The organism is Pseudomonas sp. UBA4617 (assembly GCF_002386445.1).
Classification (GTDB): Bacteria; Pseudomonadota; Gammaproteobacteria; order Pseudomonadales; family Pseudomonadaceae; genus Aquipseudomonas.
Genome location: NZ_DGIR01000034.1, coordinates 41135 through 56011, shown reverse-complemented (window position 1 = coordinate 56011; position 14877 = coordinate 41135). Strand labels below are relative to the sequence as shown.

Genomic DNA, 14877 nt, shown 5'->3' with positions numbered 1-14877 from the left:
TTGGGCCGTTGTCGATATTCAAGCCGTTTTTTCGCGCCGGCGCATGGCCTTGGCGCGTTTTTCCAGTATCAGGTAGGTCATCACCGCCAACACCAGCGGGATCAAGTAATACAGCGTACGGTACGCCAGCAGGGCCGCCACCAGGCTGCCTTGGCCGAACTGGCCGTGCAGCAAGCCGAGGAAAACCGTCTCCAGCACACCCAGCCCGGCCGGGATGTGCGCCACCACGCCCGCCACGCAACTGATCAGCAGTACGCCAAGCACCGCCGGGTAGAACGCCTGTTCAGGCAATAGCCAGTCGATCAGCAACGCCATCACCGCCCAGTTGCTGGCTCCAAGCGCCACCTGGCATGACGCCAGGCGCAGGGAAGGCAAGGTCAGTTCATGGTCGCGCCATTGCCAGGTACGCTTTTTGGCCATGCCACAGGCCAGCAGGTAGGTGACGGTGATGGCCAGCAACAGGAAGCCAATCAGTTGCAGCCCGCCTGTGCCGACCGGCCAATTGGACGGCAGCTCCACCAGGCGCAAGGCGAACACACCGCCGGCAAGCAGCATGTAGCCCATCCAGTTGGTCAGCAGGCCGAGGGTGAGAATGCGCGTGATGGTTGGCGTGTCCAGCCCGAGGCGACTGTAAAGCCGGTAGCGCAAAGCCACGCCGCCGACCCAGGTGGTGAAATTGAGGTTGAAGGCATAACACACGAAGGCCACCGGTAGCACCTGCCGCGCGGGCAGGTTATGGCCGGTATAGGTGCGGGCCAGCAGGTCGTAGCTGGCAAAGATCAGGAAGCTGCACAGCGCCATTGCCAGCCCGATCGCCAGGCTGCCAGGCTTGTAGGCGAGCAAGGACTGCCGCACTTCGTTCCAGTCCAGGTTGCGTGCCAAGGTGAACAGCAGCACCGGGATGAGAACCAGGAACAGCAGGGTGAACAGGCGCTTTGCCCAGGTTTGCCAACGCTTGCGCTCCATCAGGTGTTGCCCTCGTGCAGGTTGCCTTGCGTCTCTACCTCCGGCTGCAACGATTTCAGGCGCTTGCGGTGGGCAGGCAACCAGCCGGCGATGCGCGGGAACTGGCGGATCACGTGGAAGCACAGGAATATCAGCGGTGCCCGCCACCAATAGCCGCGAACCATGCGCTCGAGTGTCACCGGCTTGCATTGCTGGTTGGCCAGCGAACTCAGGTGCTGGTGCAGTTGCTGGTTGAAGCGGCGGTCGCGAATGAACAGGTTGGCTTCGAGGTTGAAGGCCAGGCTCAACGGGTCGAGGTTGCTCGAGCCGACTGTCGACCACTCATCGTCCACCAGGGCAACCTTGCCGTGCAGGGGCCTTTCGCAGTACTCGTGAATGCGCACACCGTCGCGCAGCAAGTAGTTGTACAGCAGCCGGGAAAGCGCCCGGACCCAGCGCATGTCCGGCTGGCCCTGCAGGATCAGGGTAACCTCGACACCGCGCCGGGCGGCATTGCGCAGCTCGCGCAATAGCCGATAACCGGGGAAGAAGTAGGCATTGGCCACCATTACGCGTTTACGGGCATTGCGCAAGGCTTCCAGGTAATACGCTTCGATGGCGGTGCTGCGCTGGCCGTTGTCACGCTCGACGAGCACGGCAGTGATGTCGCCAGTCGGCGCGGTGACCGGGCGTACCTCGCTGGGCGGTTCGAGCACAGGCGACATCAGGCGACGGCTGACGGCATGCACCTGCGCCACCACCGGGCCGGTGACTTCCACGGCATAGTCCTGCTTGGCCATGGGCCCGAAATCGCCCAGATGATCTGCGCTATAGTTGATACCGCCGATAAACGCCCGTTCGCCGTCGATGACCACGATCTTGCGGTGCAGGCGCCGGAACAGGTTGGTGCGCATGCCCACCAGGCGTGGCTGCGGGTCGAACAGGTGAAAGCTCACCCCGGCATCGGTCATCGCCGCAATGAAGCTGGCTGGCAGGTCTGCGGTACCGTATCCGTCGGCTACCACCTCCACCCGCACGCCGCGGCGTGCCGCATCGATCAGTACCCGTTGCAGCTGTTGGCCGACCTTGTCATCGAAGATGATGAAGGTTTCCAGCAGGACCTCCTCGCGCGCCTGGCCGATGGCCTCGAATACGCGGGGGTAGAACGCCTCGCCATTGATCAACAGCTCTACGCTGTTGCCATCCACCCAGGGTCGTTTCACAGCGTGATCTCCGCAGCCAGAGGGGCGTGATCGGACAGGTGCGACCACGGATAGTTGGACAACACTTGCGCCTTGCCGGGCATGGCGTTGCGCAGGTAGATGCGGTCCAGCCGCAACAGCGGCATGCGCGCAGGGAAACTGCGGGCGGGGGTACCGAACCGCTCGCCAAAGGCCTCGACCAGGCGCTGCGAAAGCACCGCATCGGCCTTGAGCCGCCAGTCATTGAAATCACCGGCAATGATCACCGGCGCGTAGGCCGGCAAGCGGTCCAGCAACTCGAGCAGCAGCTTCACCTGGCTTTGTCGATGGGCCTCGCGCAGGCCAAGGTGCACGCATACGGCATGCACCTGCTCATGGCCGGGCACCTCCAGTTGACAGTGCAACAGGCCGCGTTGTTCGTTGCCGTGGACAGAAACGTCCAGGTTGTCGAACCGGGTGATGGGAAACTTCGAGAGCAGGGCATTGCCATGGTCGCCGTGGGGATACACGGCGTTGCGCCCATACGCGAACTGCGGCCACATGCTGTCGGCCAGGAATTCGTACTGTGGCGTGTCCGGCCATTCCGGGTGGCGCACGGCATGCTGCTGGTGGCTGCCATGCACTTCCTGCAGGAATACCAGGTCGGCGCCGGTGGCGCGGACGGCCTCGCGCAGTTCCGGCAGGATGAAGCGCCGGTTGAAGAAGGTGAAACCCTTGTGCACGTTGAGGGTGAGCACGTTCAGCCGGTGCACGGCAGTGATCTTGTCGATGATGCAACGGGGCGTGGGCAAGGTCTTGTTCACAGGTCCACCTCGGGTTCCACACCGGGTTCGGTCATCAAGTGGTGATCCAGGTGCAGTTTTTCCAGCAGGCGCCGGGCGTCGTAGGGGGCATGGACTTTCTGGTCATTGTCGAAGTAGCAATAGACGTCACGTGTCGCGGCACCAGGTGGCGGCCCTGGCACGATCAGCTCGGCGTCGTCGGCCTGGTGGCCTTCGCTCCAGAGCAGGATGCGCTCTTTCCAGCGTCGCAGTGCCCGCGAGGTATAGCCGCTGCTGTACAACTCTACGTCGCCATGCAGGCGCATGTAGACGAAGTCGGCCGTCACGTCTTCCACATAGGGCCATTTACCGGCGCTGTCGGCGACGACCAGGGCCACCTGATGTTTGCGCAGGAGCTTGACGAAGGCTTCACACAAGAAGCTCTCATGGCGTATTTCCACCGCATGGCGCAGGCGCTGATTGCCTTCGATGGCAGTGCCGCCGTTGCCCTGCAGGCGCTCGGCACACCCCTCGGCACAGCGCCGCGCCGCGGCGCGGTCACGCGGAAGAAGCTGCAGGAACGCCTGGAACAGCGCCTCATCGAATTTCATGCTGGGCGGAAACTGCCACAGGAACGGCCCCAGCTTGTCCCCGAGCAGCAAGGGCCCGGAAGCGAAGAAGTTGGCCATTGGCTGTTCGATGTTCTTCAGGCGCCGTATATGGGTGATGTAGCGGGGCGCCTTGACCGCGAAAACGAAATCATCCGGGGTGGCCTGGGCCCAGCTGCGATAGCGCTCTGGTGTCTGCAGGCTATAGAACGACCCGTTGATTTCGATGGTATTGACCGCCCGTGAAGCAAACGCCAGCTCGTCGTCCTGGGGTAAGCCCTTGGGGTAGAAATCCTTTCGCCAGGGGCCGTAGCGCCATCCTGAAATGCCAATGCGCACTTCGCTCACGCTGCCTCCTTATTGCTCGTTGCACCGGTTCATCAATTGCGACCGGCGCAGTTGCACGAGGGTTCAAGCAGGATCGATCGGCGGTGTATCCAGCGCCGGGATTGAACTTTGCCGCCCCTTGCGATTCCACCCTTTAGCAGCCTGAAGGTGGCGCACGCTGCCACAGCTGTGGTTACGGTGAGGAGCGATGCCATGAAATTCGACCGTTTCGCGCAATGGCTGGCGAACTGGACCGGCCGCCCGCTGAGTTTCGCCATTGCCCTGTTGCTGATAATGGCCTGGGCCCTGACCGGGCCGCTGTTCGACTACAACGACACCTGGCAGCTGGTCATCAACACGTCGACCACCATCATCACGTTCCTGATGGTGTTCCTCATCCAGAACACGCAAAACCGCGACAACGATGAGCTGCACATCAAGATTGACGAACTGCTGCGCACGACCAGACGCGCGCACAAGGCGCTGCTCGACCTGGAAGACATGGATCCCGCCGAACTGCACGCACTGCGCAAGCAATACCAACGCATGGGCGAGCGCGAAGAGGGCCGCGACCAGCGACACGACCCGCCCGCAGACTGACGGCCTGCCCATTTCACTGGAATGAATACCGTTAACTCCTGGAGGCAAGCATGCCCAGACACATCATTCACTTTACCGGCCCGATCAACTCCTCCACCTGCGGCAACCTCATCAGCACGTGTGCGAAAGCCCTGCAACAGGGCGCCGAGCTGTTGCAGCTGAACATCGCCACCATGGGCGGTGAATGCAGCTATGGCTTCACCTTGTACAATTTCCTGCGCGGGCTGCCGATCCCGCTGCACACGCACAACCTGGGAACCGTGGAGTCGATGGGCAACATCTTGTTCCTGGCGGGCGAACACCGCACTGCCTGCGCCCATAGCAAGTTCCTGTTCCACCCGTTCCACTGGACACTGCACGGTTCGGTGGACCATTCGCGCATGGCCGAATACGCCATGAGCCTGGATTACGACCTGCGTCTTTATGCGCAGATTGTCGCCGAGCGTACCGAGGGCAGCAGCGAGGTGCTGGACGTGCCGCGCTACCTGATGGCGTACCCACGAATTCTGGGCCCGCAGGAGGCGCTGGAGAGCGGCATGATTCACGCCATCGATGAATTGCCGATCGGGGCGGATGCCTGCCAGTGGAGCGTGCACGCCTGAGCATGCCCAGGCCGGTGCCAGGTGCTAGCGAATGGAAGCGGCGGTCGCCTGGTCACATGCCAGCAACGAGCGGATCAGCAGTCTGATCTCATCCTTGAGCACCGGCACCCGGTCAATATGGGCGAAGCAACAGTCGGCGATTTCGCGTTGGGCGGTGGGGTGCGGCGCGTCGGCGAATTCGGCTTCGAATACGTAATGCACGCGTTCTGGGGTTTCATGGCGCATCAAAAGGGTCAAGCTCTGCGCCTGCAAGCCGGTTTCTTCCAGCAGCTCGCGCTCGGCAGCCTGTAGCGGCGTTTCCCCCGGTTCGACCTTGCCGCCCGGCAGGGTCCACGCTGCCTTGGGTTTCCTGACCCAGAGCCATTTATGGGCGTGCTTGGCGTGGCGGCAAATAACGGTTGCGCGAGCTTTCAGCGGTTTCATGCACACTCCTCGGTGACGCTATTCCTATAGGGAATTAGTCACCCGAAGCGCAATGAACGTTGTGTTTACCCTGGCAAAAAAGGATGGATGGTCAGTAGGGTTCGGACCCATGCAAGGTTTCGATCGCCTCGACCAACTCGTCGTAACCGACCGGTTTGTTCAAGTGCCGGTCGAACCCCGACTGGCGTGATTTGTGCTGGTCGGCACTGGCGCCATAGCCCGTCAACGCGATCGCCGGGGTGGTCTGCAGGTGGCTGAGACCGCGCAGGGCCTTGATCAAGGCGTGGCCATCCATGACCGGCATGCCGATGTCCGACAGGATGATGTCGTAGGTGCTGGCCGCGGCCGCTTCCAGCGCCTGACGCGGGTCAGTGAAGGCGCTGACCTGGGCGCACTCCATCTCCAGCAACTGCTGCATCACTTCCAGCACGTCCGGCGAGTCATCCACCAACAATACGTGGATGCCACTCAGGCGGCCGTCGGTTGCGGCATCCGCTGGCGCCGCGGCTGGCCGCCGACCCGCTTCCAATAGCGGCAGGCTGACGGTGAACGTACAGCCCTGGCCGATGCCCGCCGAATCCGCGTGGACACTGCCTCCGTGTGCTTCGACCAGTTGGCGGACCAGGGACAGGCCGATGCCCAGGCCTTCACGCGAGTGGTTGCCCATTTGCGGCGTGGCCTGGCTGAACAGGTCGAAAATATGCTCCAGGCTGTCCGCCGGCAGGCCAACCCCCTGGTCAATGACGCGCAACCACACCTGTGCTTCATCATGGCTCAGCACCAGGCGGATAAGCCCGCCCACCGGGCTAAACTTGAGCGCATTGTTGAGCAGGTTCCAGACCACCTGTTCCAGCCGTGTGCTGTCGCCGTCGATGAACAAGGGCAAACCATCAGCCGGCAGCTCCAACGCCACATGACAGGCAGGTTGCTCGCTCTGCACCAACGCATGGATGCCCTGCAGAATGGCGCAGATATCCACCGGCGCGGTCTTCAGCTTCAGCTTGCCGGTACGAATGCGTGCGACATCGAGCAAGTCATCGATGATTCGCGCCTGGCTGCTGACGGCCTCGCGAATGGCCTTCACTGCCTTGCTCGCCGCTGCAGTCTGGGCGACCGTCGGCAAACGCCGGAGGATTTCCGCGTTGAGCTGGATCAGGTTGAGCGGATGCTTGAGTTCATGCGACATGATGGCGAAGAACTCGTCCTTCATGTGGCTGTTGCTCTGCGACTCGGCCAGCTGCTTGCTCTGCTCGTCGTGCAGGCGCTTGTGCCCCGTGAGGTCGCGGGCGATCTTGACGAACCCGCGCAGGGTACTGCCCTTGAGCTGGGATATCTCGCCGCTGGAGTAGAACCGGCTGCCATCCTTGCGCACGTGCCAGCGCTCGTCCTGGGCACGTTCGTTGACCCGGGCTGCATGCAGCTCCTGTTCGGGAACGCCGTGGGCACGGTCCTCTTCGGTGAAGATCAGGCGGTAATGCTGGCCCAGCACGTCAGCCTTGCCGTAGCCGAACATCAGGCTGGCGCCGGTGTTCCAGTCGGTGACCAGGCCCTGTTCGTCGAGCAGGATGATGGCGAAGTCATGGGTACTCTCGGCCACCACGCGCATGCGCTCCTCACCCAGGCGCACGCGCTCCTCGGCCGCCCGGCTCTTGCTGATGTCGATGAAGGTCAGCACCGTGCCATCGATGTCCTGCTCGCTCGAACGGTACGGCAGCAACCGCGCCAGGTACCAGCGTTGGTCATGGCCGCCGACCTCGCGTTCGATGATGTGTTCGCCCTGGGCCACGGTGCGGGCATCATTGGCCAGCGCGGGGTAGTCGAGCCGATGGGTGATGTCGAGCAGCGAGCGGCCGGTGTCGACCGGCAGCATGTTGAACAGGTCGGTGGCGCGCGGGGTGAACCAGCGGATATGCAGGTTGCGGTCGACGAAGACCGTGGCGATATCGGTGCTGGCGATCAGGTTGCTGAGATAGTCGTTGACCTTGTCGGTTTCCTCGACCTTGTTCTTCAGCTCGAAGTTGACCGTCAGCAGTTCCTCGTTGATCGACTGCAGCTCTTCCTTGCTGGTGCCCAGCTCTTCGCTGGCGGAGCGCAGTTCCTCGTTGATCGCCTGCATTTCTTCATTGGAGGCGGTCAGTTCCTGGCTGGAGATTTCCCATTGTTCGATGGTTTCCTGCAACTGCAGGCGGGTGCGCTGCAGCTCGCGCTCGAGGTTGTGCAACACCATGCTGTCGGTCTGGCGGATCGACTCGGCGTTGGGCAACGACGGGCCAGCGGCGTGCGCTTCGAATACCACCAGCAGGTACTCGCCAGCGCTCACTTCATCCTTGTGCGGCTGCACGGTGATTTCCACCTGCACCCGCTCGGAACTTTCGTCCAGCTCCACCGGCCGGGAGGTTATTGCTTCAGTCCCCTGGCGGGCCTGGAACAAGGTGCTGCGCAGGGCCAGGCGCAAGCTTGGCAGCACCAGGTTCAACAGGTTGCGGCTGAGTTCGCCGCCCGCCAGTTGCATGAAGCGCCCGACACCCTCGCTCAGGTGCAGGATGGTACCTTCGCCGTCGATGATGAGGCTGGGCGGTGTCCGACGGGCCAACGCCCGGTGGTGCACCTCGGCGTAGGCGGGTTTGCGCCCGGGTTTGTCCTGCCTGCCGGCAGCCTGGGGCAGGCGGTTGATGTCCGGCCCCGGCAACTGGCGGCCTGAGCGGCGACCCAACGCACTCACGTCGCGGGCACGGTAGATACGGTTGCGCTTGTCGACCACGGCGAACAGTTCACCTGCCAGGTCGGCGGACTCTGCCGAGCCCAGGAACAGATATCCCCCCGGCCGCAAGGCGTAATGGAACATCTGCAGGATGTCCTCCTGGATCTCGCGGTCGAGATAGATCAGCAGGTTACGGCAGACGATCAGGCCGATTTGCGAGAACGGCGGATCGGACAACAGGTTGTGCCGGGCGAACAGGACCTTCTCGCGAATTTCCTTGCGTACCCGGTAGTGCTGGTCTTCCTTGACGAAGAACTGGCGCAGTCGCGAAGGCGGAACGTCGGTGACGATCGCCTCCGGATAGGAACCGGCGCGGGCGACACCGATCGCCCGCTCATCCAGGTCGGTGGCAAATACCTGGACCTGGCTGTCGCGCTGCTCCATGGCCAGTTGCTCGCAGGCGAGCATGGCCAGGCTGTAGGCCTCTTCGCCGGTGGAGCATCCAGCAGACCAGATGCGTATTTCGCTCGCGCCCTCGGCGGGCTCGGGCTGGCTGACCAGCTGCGGCAGCACATGGCGTTCCAGCGCCTCGAAGGCCTCGCGGTCGCGGAAGAAGTTGGTGACACCGATCAGCATGTCGGCCAACAGCGCAGTCGCCTCTTCGCGATGCTGTTCCAAAAAGCGCAGGTAAGCGCCAAGGTCGGCTTGCCCGGTCACGTGCAGGCGGCGCTCGATACGCCGGAGCACGGTGGCACGCTTGTAATGCTGGAAGTCATGCCCGGTGACACTGCGCAGTTGCAGGAGAATCTCCTCGAGCAACGGCTCGGACGCCTGCGCGTCGCCTGCCCGGGTGCCCAGCGCCGGCGGCAGGGTATCGTCATCGATCCGCGGCAGCTTCACCCGAGAAGCGTTCTGCCATAGCTCCAGCAGTTTCTGTGGAATTTCCGCAACCGGCAGGATGATATCGACCATACCCGTGTCGATGGCCGCCCGCGGCATGCTGTCGTACTGCGCGTCATCGGGCGCCTGTACCAGCGTGACGCCGCCTTGTTCCTTGATGCGCGACAGCCCGACCGCGCCATCGGCTCCGCTACCGGACAGCACCACACAGAAAGCATGGTCCTTGTGCACGTCAGCCAGGTCACGAAAGAACAGGTCGATGGCCACATGGTCACCGCGCCGCCGATTGGCCGGCGTTACCCGCAGGTAACCGTCGTTGGTCGACAAGCAGTTGGCGGGCGATATCACGTAAACATGGTTGCGCTCGATCGGCACCGGCTCGGTCACCTGGCGCACCGGCATAGTGGTGGTTTCCTGGAGGATGCGATCGGCCACGCTCTGGTGGTCGGGCGACAGGTGCAGGACGATGACGAATGCCATGCCCGAATCGGTCGGCATTTGCCGGAACAACGTGCACAAGGCCTCGAGGCCACCTGCCGAGGCGCCTATGCCGACCACGGGAAAGTCCAGGTGGCTGGGGCTCAGGTTGGGATTTTGCGGCGAGGCGGGCTGGTTAGCAGTCGACTTCATGGCGGTGCCTTGTACAGACCTGACAGAAGGCCCATCGACGCATCGCCGGGCTTGTGAGATGCCATTATAGGCAGCCTGGCGCGGCAATCGCGAGGGGGTGGACAGAGGATTAAAAGGCAGTGCGCCAATTTGCGACCTACCGGTCATTTGGCGCCACTCGTCCGCAAACCCGCAACTGGAATGACCGCACAGCGCCGCTTGGGTTCGGAGTAAAGGCACGGTAAACGGACCGTGACTTCCATTCCAACCGCAAGGAGAAACGACATGGCTCGCGATCAAGATCAAACCAGCCAACGTGGCGGCACCAAGGAAACCAACCCGGGCAACTTCGCCAACGACCGCGAAAAAGCGTCCCGCGCCGGGCAGAAAGGTGGCCAGGCCTCCGGCGGCAACTTCGCCAATGACCGCGAACGCGCCTCGGAAGCAGGCCGCAAAGGTGGGCAGAACAGCCACGGCGGCGGTCGCAACCAGTAGCGCAGCGGCTGGCAACAGCAGCGATGGCCCGGCGCACGTTGCGCCGGGCCATCTTTCATGCGAAGCGTTTCACAATCTTTTTGAATCTTCGCGGCGCGCTCGACTCAACACGAAGTCATCCATGGAAAAGAGGAGGGCCACGCGATGCCTAATCCGCAGTTGTACATCATCGACTACCGGTTACATGGCAAGCAGCGCAGCTTCATCATCCGCCTGGAACGGATGGACAATGCCGAAGCCTGGCATTGGGCCAGCTGCGACGCCGGTATCGGCATCATTCCCAAGTTCGGCCGCGAAAAGATCCGCAAGGTAAGCAAACCCATGGCCGAGCGCTATGGGGTGACGGATGTGAGCTGGCGGGCCTCCGGCAGCAAGCCTGGCCAGCCGCTGCAAGACCCTGTCACTACCGCCTGAGACCGGCTCGCCGATACACCGGCCGTTCAAGCCCCGGATTCGGGATCGCTGGCGGGTACCCCAGGCCGATTCTGCTCGTCATCCGTCAGATTGGGGTCGGTATCGGGATCGTCCACTTTGTCACTGCGCTCGTCCGGCGCCAGTTCCGGCCAGTCATCCTGCACATTCCCGCCGCCCAGCCACTGCTTGTCGTTCATGCCCTTCTCCATTGCAGTAAAAAAGGCCCGCCAGGCCGGCGGGCCAACACAGGAGTGAGAGGCGAAGCCATTGACCACCCCTCATGCCATCAGAACCCGATGACGCGGGGGACGATCGTTCGCATCGAGGCAGATGCCGACCAGTGGCAGCGATCATGCTGCCGGCTGTTTCAACACCAGGGTCAGAATGTCGTAGCTCGCCACCAGCTCACCCAGCTGGTTGGTCACCTCCACGTCCCATGCCACCACGCCTTGCGGTTGCCCCAGCGGGCTGGTCTTGCCCTGGTCGATCTTGCGCTTGCAGGTCAGGCGTGCCTGGATGGTATCGCCGATGCCTACCGGGTTGATGAAGCGCAGGGTATCCAGGCCGTAGTTGGCCAATACCGGCCCCGCACCCGGGGACACGAACAGCCCGGCGGCCGCCGACAACACGAAGTAACCATGGGCGATGCGCTTGCCGAACTGCGACTGCCTGGCGGCGATTTCGTCGAAATGCATGTAGAAGTGGTCGCCCGACAGGCAGCCGAAGTTGACCAGGTCGGCTTCGGTCACGGTACGGCGGTGGGTGAGCAGCGATTCGCCGATGCGCAGCTGCTCGAAGTAACGGCGGAACGGGTGTACTTCGCTTTCGATCACTGCGCCACCGCGCACGTACTCGCCGGTAACTGCCGTGAGCATGCTCGGCGAACCCTGCACCGCCGCGCGCTGCAGGTAGTGCTTGACTGCGCGCAGGCCGCCCAGCTCTTCACCGCCACCGGCACGCCCCGGGCCACCGTGCTTGAGTTGCGGCAGTGGCGAGCCGTGGCCGGTGGACTCCTTGGCCGCTTCGCGGTCGAGCACCAGCAGGCGGCCATGCCAGGCAGCAGCGACCGGGATGGCCTTGGCGGCGACGCCACGGTCAGCGGTGACCAGGGTGGCCACCAGGCTGCCTTTGCCACGGGCGGCCAGCACCAGGGCTTCGTCGAGGTCGTCATAGGCCATCAGCGTACTGACCGGGCCGAACGCTTCGATATCGTGGGCCCCACCCTCGGCATGCGGGTCGCGCGCCTGCAGCAGGGTCGGGGCGAAGAACGCACCTTCGGCCACGCCTTCGCCACGCGGCGCAAAACCGTCACTGGCGCCGAACAGCTGGTCGCAACTCTGCAACAGGCTGCGCACGCGCTCGGCGACATCGTGCTGCTGGTCATGAGAGGCCAGGGCGCCCATGCGCACGCCTTCCAGCGAAGGATCGCCGACCACCACCTTGGCGAGCCGCTCGCGCAGGCGCGTGGCAACGGCATCGATGTGTCTGGCCGGTACGATGGCACGGCGGATGGCGGTGCACTTCTGCCCGGCCTTGGTGGTCATTTCCCGCACCACTTCCTTGATGTACAGCTCGAATTCCTCGCTGTCCGGGGTCACGTCCGGGCCGAGAATGGCGCAGTTCAGCGAGTCGGCTTCAGCGGTGAACGGCACCGAATTGCGCACCAGGTTCGGCGTGACACGCAGCTTGGCGGCGGTGTCGGCAGAGCCGGTGAAGGTCACCACATCCTGGCCTTGCAGGCGGTCGAGCAGGTCGCCGGTACTGCCGACCACCAGTTGCAGGCTGCCCTCCGGCAACAGGCCGGAGGCGTGCATCAGGCGCACCACGGCCTCGGTCAGGTAGCTGGTCGAGGTCGCTGGCTTGACGATGCAGGGCATGCCGGCCAGGAACGTTGGCGCGAACTTCTCCAGCATGCCCCAGATGGGGAAGTTGAAGGCATTGATATGCACCGCCACGCCGGCGCGCGGCACCAGGATGTGGCTGCCGGCAAAGTGACTTTGCTTGCCCAGCGGGATGGCCGGGCCTTCGTGGACCAGGTTGCCCGAGGGCAACTCGCGGCTGCCGAAGCCGGCATAGGAGAACAGCGTGGCATTGCCACCTTCGATGTCGATCCAGCTGTCGGCACGGGTGGCGCCGCTGTGGTGGGACAGGGCGTAGAGCTGCTCCTTGCGCTCGGCCAGGTACAGGGCCAGGGCTTTCAGGCGCGCGGCGCGTTGCTGGAAGTCCATGGCCATCAGGCTGGCGATGCCGCGGGCCCGGGCGAAATCCACGGCCTCGGCGAAGTCCGGGCGTTCCTCGTGGCTATAGGCAAGCACGTGGCCGTCGAGGGCGCTGCGCAAGGCCTGGGCGCCGTGCTGGCCGAGCCAGCGGCCGGCGATGAAGCTTTGCAGGGTAGGGGCGGCAGACATGCTGTTCTCCATGCTGTACAGAGGTAAGGGGCGCTGTTACCACAGCGCCAGGGTGTAGCCGATGATCAGGCGGTTTTCGTCCACGGCGTTGGTCAGGCCATTGCCGGAGCGGAAGGTGACGTTGCGCCAACGCAGGCTGACGTCCTTGAACGGGCCGCTCTGGATGACGTAGGTGATGTCGGTGTCACGCTCGCGCTCACGGCCGTTGCTGAGCGTGGCGGTTTCGGCGTGGCGGCCGTCGGTGTAGCGGGTCATGAAGCTCAGGCCGGGAATGCCCATGGCGACGAAGTCGTAGTCGTAGCGCAGCTGCCAGGAGTCCAGCCCGGCGCGGGTGAAGGTGTTGTAGGTAACCAGGTTGACGGTGAACGGATCGCCGCCGTTGACGAACGGGAATGCGCTGTCGCCGGACATCTGTTGCCACGTGGCGGTGAACTTGTGGGCCCGCACGCCGAGGGTGAACATGGCGTTGAAGTTGCGGTTATCGATGGTGCCGGCACGTTCGGCGCCGTCTTCGCGGCTATCGAAATAGCGCAGGTCGGTGCGCAGGCTCAGGCCCTCGCCCAGCGGCCGGGTATCGACCAGGCCTACGAACTGCTGGCGGTAGATGTCCTCGAGCTTGGCGTAGTAGTAGCTGACGCTGGTTCCAGCGGTAATGGCATAGCTGCCGCCGCCGAAGTCCAGGTGGTCGCTGCTGGCGGCGCCGTAGCCGATGTCATCGCGGCCTGAGGAGTCACGCAGGTTGGCCTGGGTCAGGCGGCCGGCATTGAGGGTCAGGCCGGCGAGGTCCTGGCTGTTCAACAGCCCGCCCTGGAAGGTGGAGGCCAGCAGGCGGGTATCGTTGTACACCACCACCGGCAGGATCGGTTGCAGGGTGCCTACACGCAGGGTGCTCTTGGCCAGCCGCAGCTTGCCGGTCAGGCCCAATTCACTGTAGTTGTCGACCGGTTCATGGCTGTTCGGGCCAAAGGGTAGCAGGCCAGTGTTGCGGCGGTCGCGGCTGGAGTCGAGCTTGATCCCCAACTGCCCCATGGCGTCGAGGCCAACGCCAAGCGGGCCCTCGGTGAAACCCGACTCCAGCTTGGCGGTGAAGCCCTGGCCCCATTCCTCGGCCTTGGCCTGCGCTGCGTTGCTCTGGCGGAAGTCGCGGTTGAGGTAGTGGTTGCGCAGCTCCAGGCGGGCGTGGCTGTCACCGACGAAGTCCGCCAGCGCCGGCAACGGCAGGGTGAGGCTCGCCAGCCAGGCGGCCGACAGCAAGTGTGTGCGGTTCATTGTTGTTGTTCTAGCCGACATGGTTGTTCTTCCTTGGAGTCAGTGCTTGCTGGCGCCAGCAGCGCCGATTCCGGTCATGGAGCGGATGAACTGCGCCAGGTAGCGGCCACGTTCCTGGCTGGCCCGTTCGGAGCTGTCGGTGACCGAAAACACCCAGGCGCCGAGGAACGCCAGGCTCATGGAGAACAACGCCGGGTTGCTGTATGGGAACAGCGCGCGTTCGTGATGCAGCACGTTGACCCACACCGCCGGCCCCAGGACGACCAGCAGCACCGCCGAGAGCAGCCCGGCCATGCTGCCGCACACCGCGCCACGGGTGGTCAGGCCTTTCCAGAACATCGAGAGCAGCAGTACCGGGAAGTTGACCGAGGCGGCCACCGCCAGTACCAGCCCGGAGAGGAAGGCGATGTTCTGCGACTCGAACAGCAGGCCGAGGATCACCGCCAGCAGACCGATCAGCAGGGTGGCCAGGCGCGACACGCGCATTTCCTCCTGTTCGCTGGCCTGGCCCTGGCGTATTACGCAGGCATACAGGTCGTGAGATACGGCCGAAGCTCCCGACAACGCCAGGCCGGCAACCACGGCGAGGATGGTGGCGAAGGCCACGGCGGAG

At 63.8% G+C, this 14877-nt stretch carries 14 protein-coding genes; 4 read left to right on the top strand and 10 right to left on the bottom strand.

The genetic code is table 11. The features are described from left to right. Positions 1-18 precede the first annotated feature (18 nt). The 4 genes from B4L76_RS14590 to B4L76_RS14575 are packed head-to-tail and all read right to left on the bottom strand — an operon-like array spanning position 19 to position 3864. Entirely contained in the window at positions 19-966 is a 948-nt protein-coding gene (locus B4L76_RS14590) for a lysylphosphatidylglycerol synthase domain-containing protein (RefSeq protein ID WP_296233430.1), read from the bottom strand. Continuing rightward, positions 966-2168: a cardiolipin synthase ClsB gene (clsB, locus tag B4L76_RS14585; RefSeq protein WP_296233429.1), complete on the bottom strand. Its 1203-nt coding sequence runs from the start codon at positions 2166-2168 to the stop codon at positions 966-968. The genes B4L76_RS14590 and clsB overlap by 1 nt, the downstream gene beginning before the upstream one ends. Continuing rightward, positions 2165-2950: an endonuclease/exonuclease/phosphatase family protein gene (locus B4L76_RS14580; RefSeq protein ID WP_296233427.1), complete on the bottom strand. Its 786-nt coding sequence runs from the start codon at positions 2948-2950 to the stop codon at positions 2165-2167. Before B4L76_RS14580 ends, clsB begins: the two co-directional genes overlap by 4 nt. Then, the gene (locus tag B4L76_RS14575; protein ID WP_296233425.1) at positions 2947-3864 is read right to left on the bottom strand and encodes a DUF72 domain-containing protein; all 918 of its coding nucleotides are present in this window, start codon (positions 3862-3864) and stop codon (positions 2947-2949) included. The genes B4L76_RS14580 and B4L76_RS14575 overlap by 4 nt, the downstream gene beginning before the upstream one ends. A gap of 192 nt (positions 3865-4056) precedes the next feature. Between B4L76_RS14575 and B4L76_RS14570 the strand changes: the two genes are divergently transcribed. Together B4L76_RS14570 and B4L76_RS14565 are read left to right on the top strand one after the other, a co-directional pair. Further along, the gene (locus B4L76_RS14570) at positions 4057-4443 is read left to right on the top strand and encodes a low affinity iron permease family protein (protein ID WP_296233423.1); all 387 of its coding nucleotides are present in this window, start codon (positions 4057-4059) and stop codon (positions 4441-4443) included. Positions 4444-4493: 50 nt separating this feature from the next. After that, positions 4494-5045 carry an ATP-dependent Clp protease proteolytic subunit gene (locus tag B4L76_RS14565; protein ID WP_296233421.1) on the top strand — a complete coding sequence of 184 codons (552 nt, stop codon included), beginning with the start codon at positions 4494-4496 and terminating at the stop codon, positions 5043-5045. Positions 5046-5069: 24 nt separating this feature from the next. Here B4L76_RS14565 and B4L76_RS14560 read toward each other — a convergent pair whose 3' ends face one another. Beyond that, entirely contained in the window at positions 5070-5468 is a 399-nt protein-coding gene (locus B4L76_RS14560; RefSeq protein ID WP_296233417.1) for an NUDIX hydrolase, read from the bottom strand. Positions 5469-5559: 91 nt separating this feature from the next. After that, positions 5560-9699 carry a CheR family methyltransferase gene (locus B4L76_RS14555; protein WP_296233414.1) on the bottom strand — a complete coding sequence of 1380 codons (4140 nt, stop codon included), beginning with the start codon at positions 9697-9699 and terminating at the stop codon, positions 5560-5562. A gap of 264 nt (positions 9700-9963) precedes the next feature. Here B4L76_RS14555 and B4L76_RS14550 point away from each other — a divergent pair, with 264 nt between their 5' ends. Both B4L76_RS14550 and B4L76_RS14545 read left to right on the top strand, forming a co-directional pair. Beyond that, a complete protein-coding gene (locus tag B4L76_RS14550; RefSeq protein ID WP_114170448.1) occupies positions 9964-10173 on the top strand; it encodes a general stress protein in 210 nt (69 codons plus the stop codon). Between the two features lie 144 nt (positions 10174-10317). After that, positions 10318-10587 (top strand): DUF6555 family protein, encoded by a 270-nt coding sequence (locus B4L76_RS14545; RefSeq protein WP_296233412.1) that lies wholly within the window; start codon positions 10318-10320, stop codon positions 10585-10587. A gap of 26 nt (positions 10588-10613) precedes the next feature. On the opposite strand, the gene B4L76_RS14540 is transcribed toward B4L76_RS14545, so the two are convergent. The 4 genes from B4L76_RS14540 to B4L76_RS14525 form a co-directional block, all read right to left on the bottom strand. After that, positions 10614-10784 carry a hypothetical protein gene (locus B4L76_RS14540; protein ID WP_296233410.1) on the bottom strand — a complete coding sequence of 57 codons (171 nt, stop codon included), beginning with the start codon at positions 10782-10784 and terminating at the stop codon, positions 10614-10616. A 153-nt stretch (positions 10785-10937) separates the two neighbouring features. Further along, positions 10938-12995: a phenylacetic acid degradation bifunctional protein PaaZ gene (gene paaZ / locus B4L76_RS14535; protein ID WP_296233408.1), complete on the bottom strand. Its 2058-nt coding sequence runs from the start codon at positions 12993-12995 to the stop codon at positions 10938-10940. A gap of 36 nt (positions 12996-13031) precedes the next feature. Then, the gene (locus tag B4L76_RS14530) at positions 13032-14264 is read right to left on the bottom strand and encodes an OprD family porin (protein ID WP_296233407.1); all 1233 of its coding nucleotides are present in this window, start codon (positions 14262-14264) and stop codon (positions 13032-13034) included. 39 nt (positions 14265-14303) lie between these two features. Then, positions 14304-14877 (bottom strand): sodium:solute symporter family transporter (locus B4L76_RS14525; protein ID WP_414707194.1); only part of this gene is annotated, 574 nt, incomplete at its 5' end.

Excerpts from the sequence above, each read along its gene's own strand:
- B4L76_RS14540 (WP_296233410.1), bottom strand. The coding sequence starts at position 10,784 with ATGAACGACAAGCAGTGGCTGGGCGGCGGGAATGTGCAGGATGACTGG.
- B4L76_RS14555 (WP_296233414.1), bottom strand. The coding sequence starts at position 9,699 with ATGAAGTCGACTGCTAACCAGCCCGCCTCGCCGCAAAATCCCAACCTG.
- B4L76_RS14590 (WP_296233430.1), bottom strand. The coding sequence starts at position 966 with ATGGAGCGCAAGCGTTGGCAAACCTGGGCAAAGCGCCTGTTCACCCTG.
- B4L76_RS14545 (WP_296233412.1), top strand. The coding sequence starts at position 10,318 with ATGCCTAATCCGCAGTTGTACATCATCGACTACCGGTTACATGGCAAG.
- B4L76_RS14565 (WP_296233421.1), top strand. The coding sequence starts at position 4,494 with ATGCCCAGACACATCATTCACTTTACCGGCCCGATCAACTCCTCCACC.
- B4L76_RS14560 (WP_296233417.1), bottom strand. The coding sequence starts at position 5,468 with ATGAAACCGCTGAAAGCTCGCGCAACCGTTATTTGCCGCCACGCCAAG.
- paaZ (WP_296233408.1), bottom strand. The coding sequence starts at position 12,995 with ATGTCTGCCGCCCCTACCCTGCAAAGCTTCATCGCCGGCCGCTGGCTC.
- B4L76_RS14550 (WP_114170448.1), top strand. The coding sequence starts at position 9,964 with ATGGCTCGCGATCAAGATCAAACCAGCCAACGTGGCGGCACCAAGGAA.
- B4L76_RS14530 (WP_296233407.1), bottom strand. The coding sequence starts at position 14,264 with ATGAACCGCACACACTTGCTGTCGGCCGCCTGGCTGGCGAGCCTCACC.
- B4L76_RS14570 (WP_296233423.1), top strand. The coding sequence starts at position 4,057 with ATGAAATTCGACCGTTTCGCGCAATGGCTGGCGAACTGGACCGGCCGC.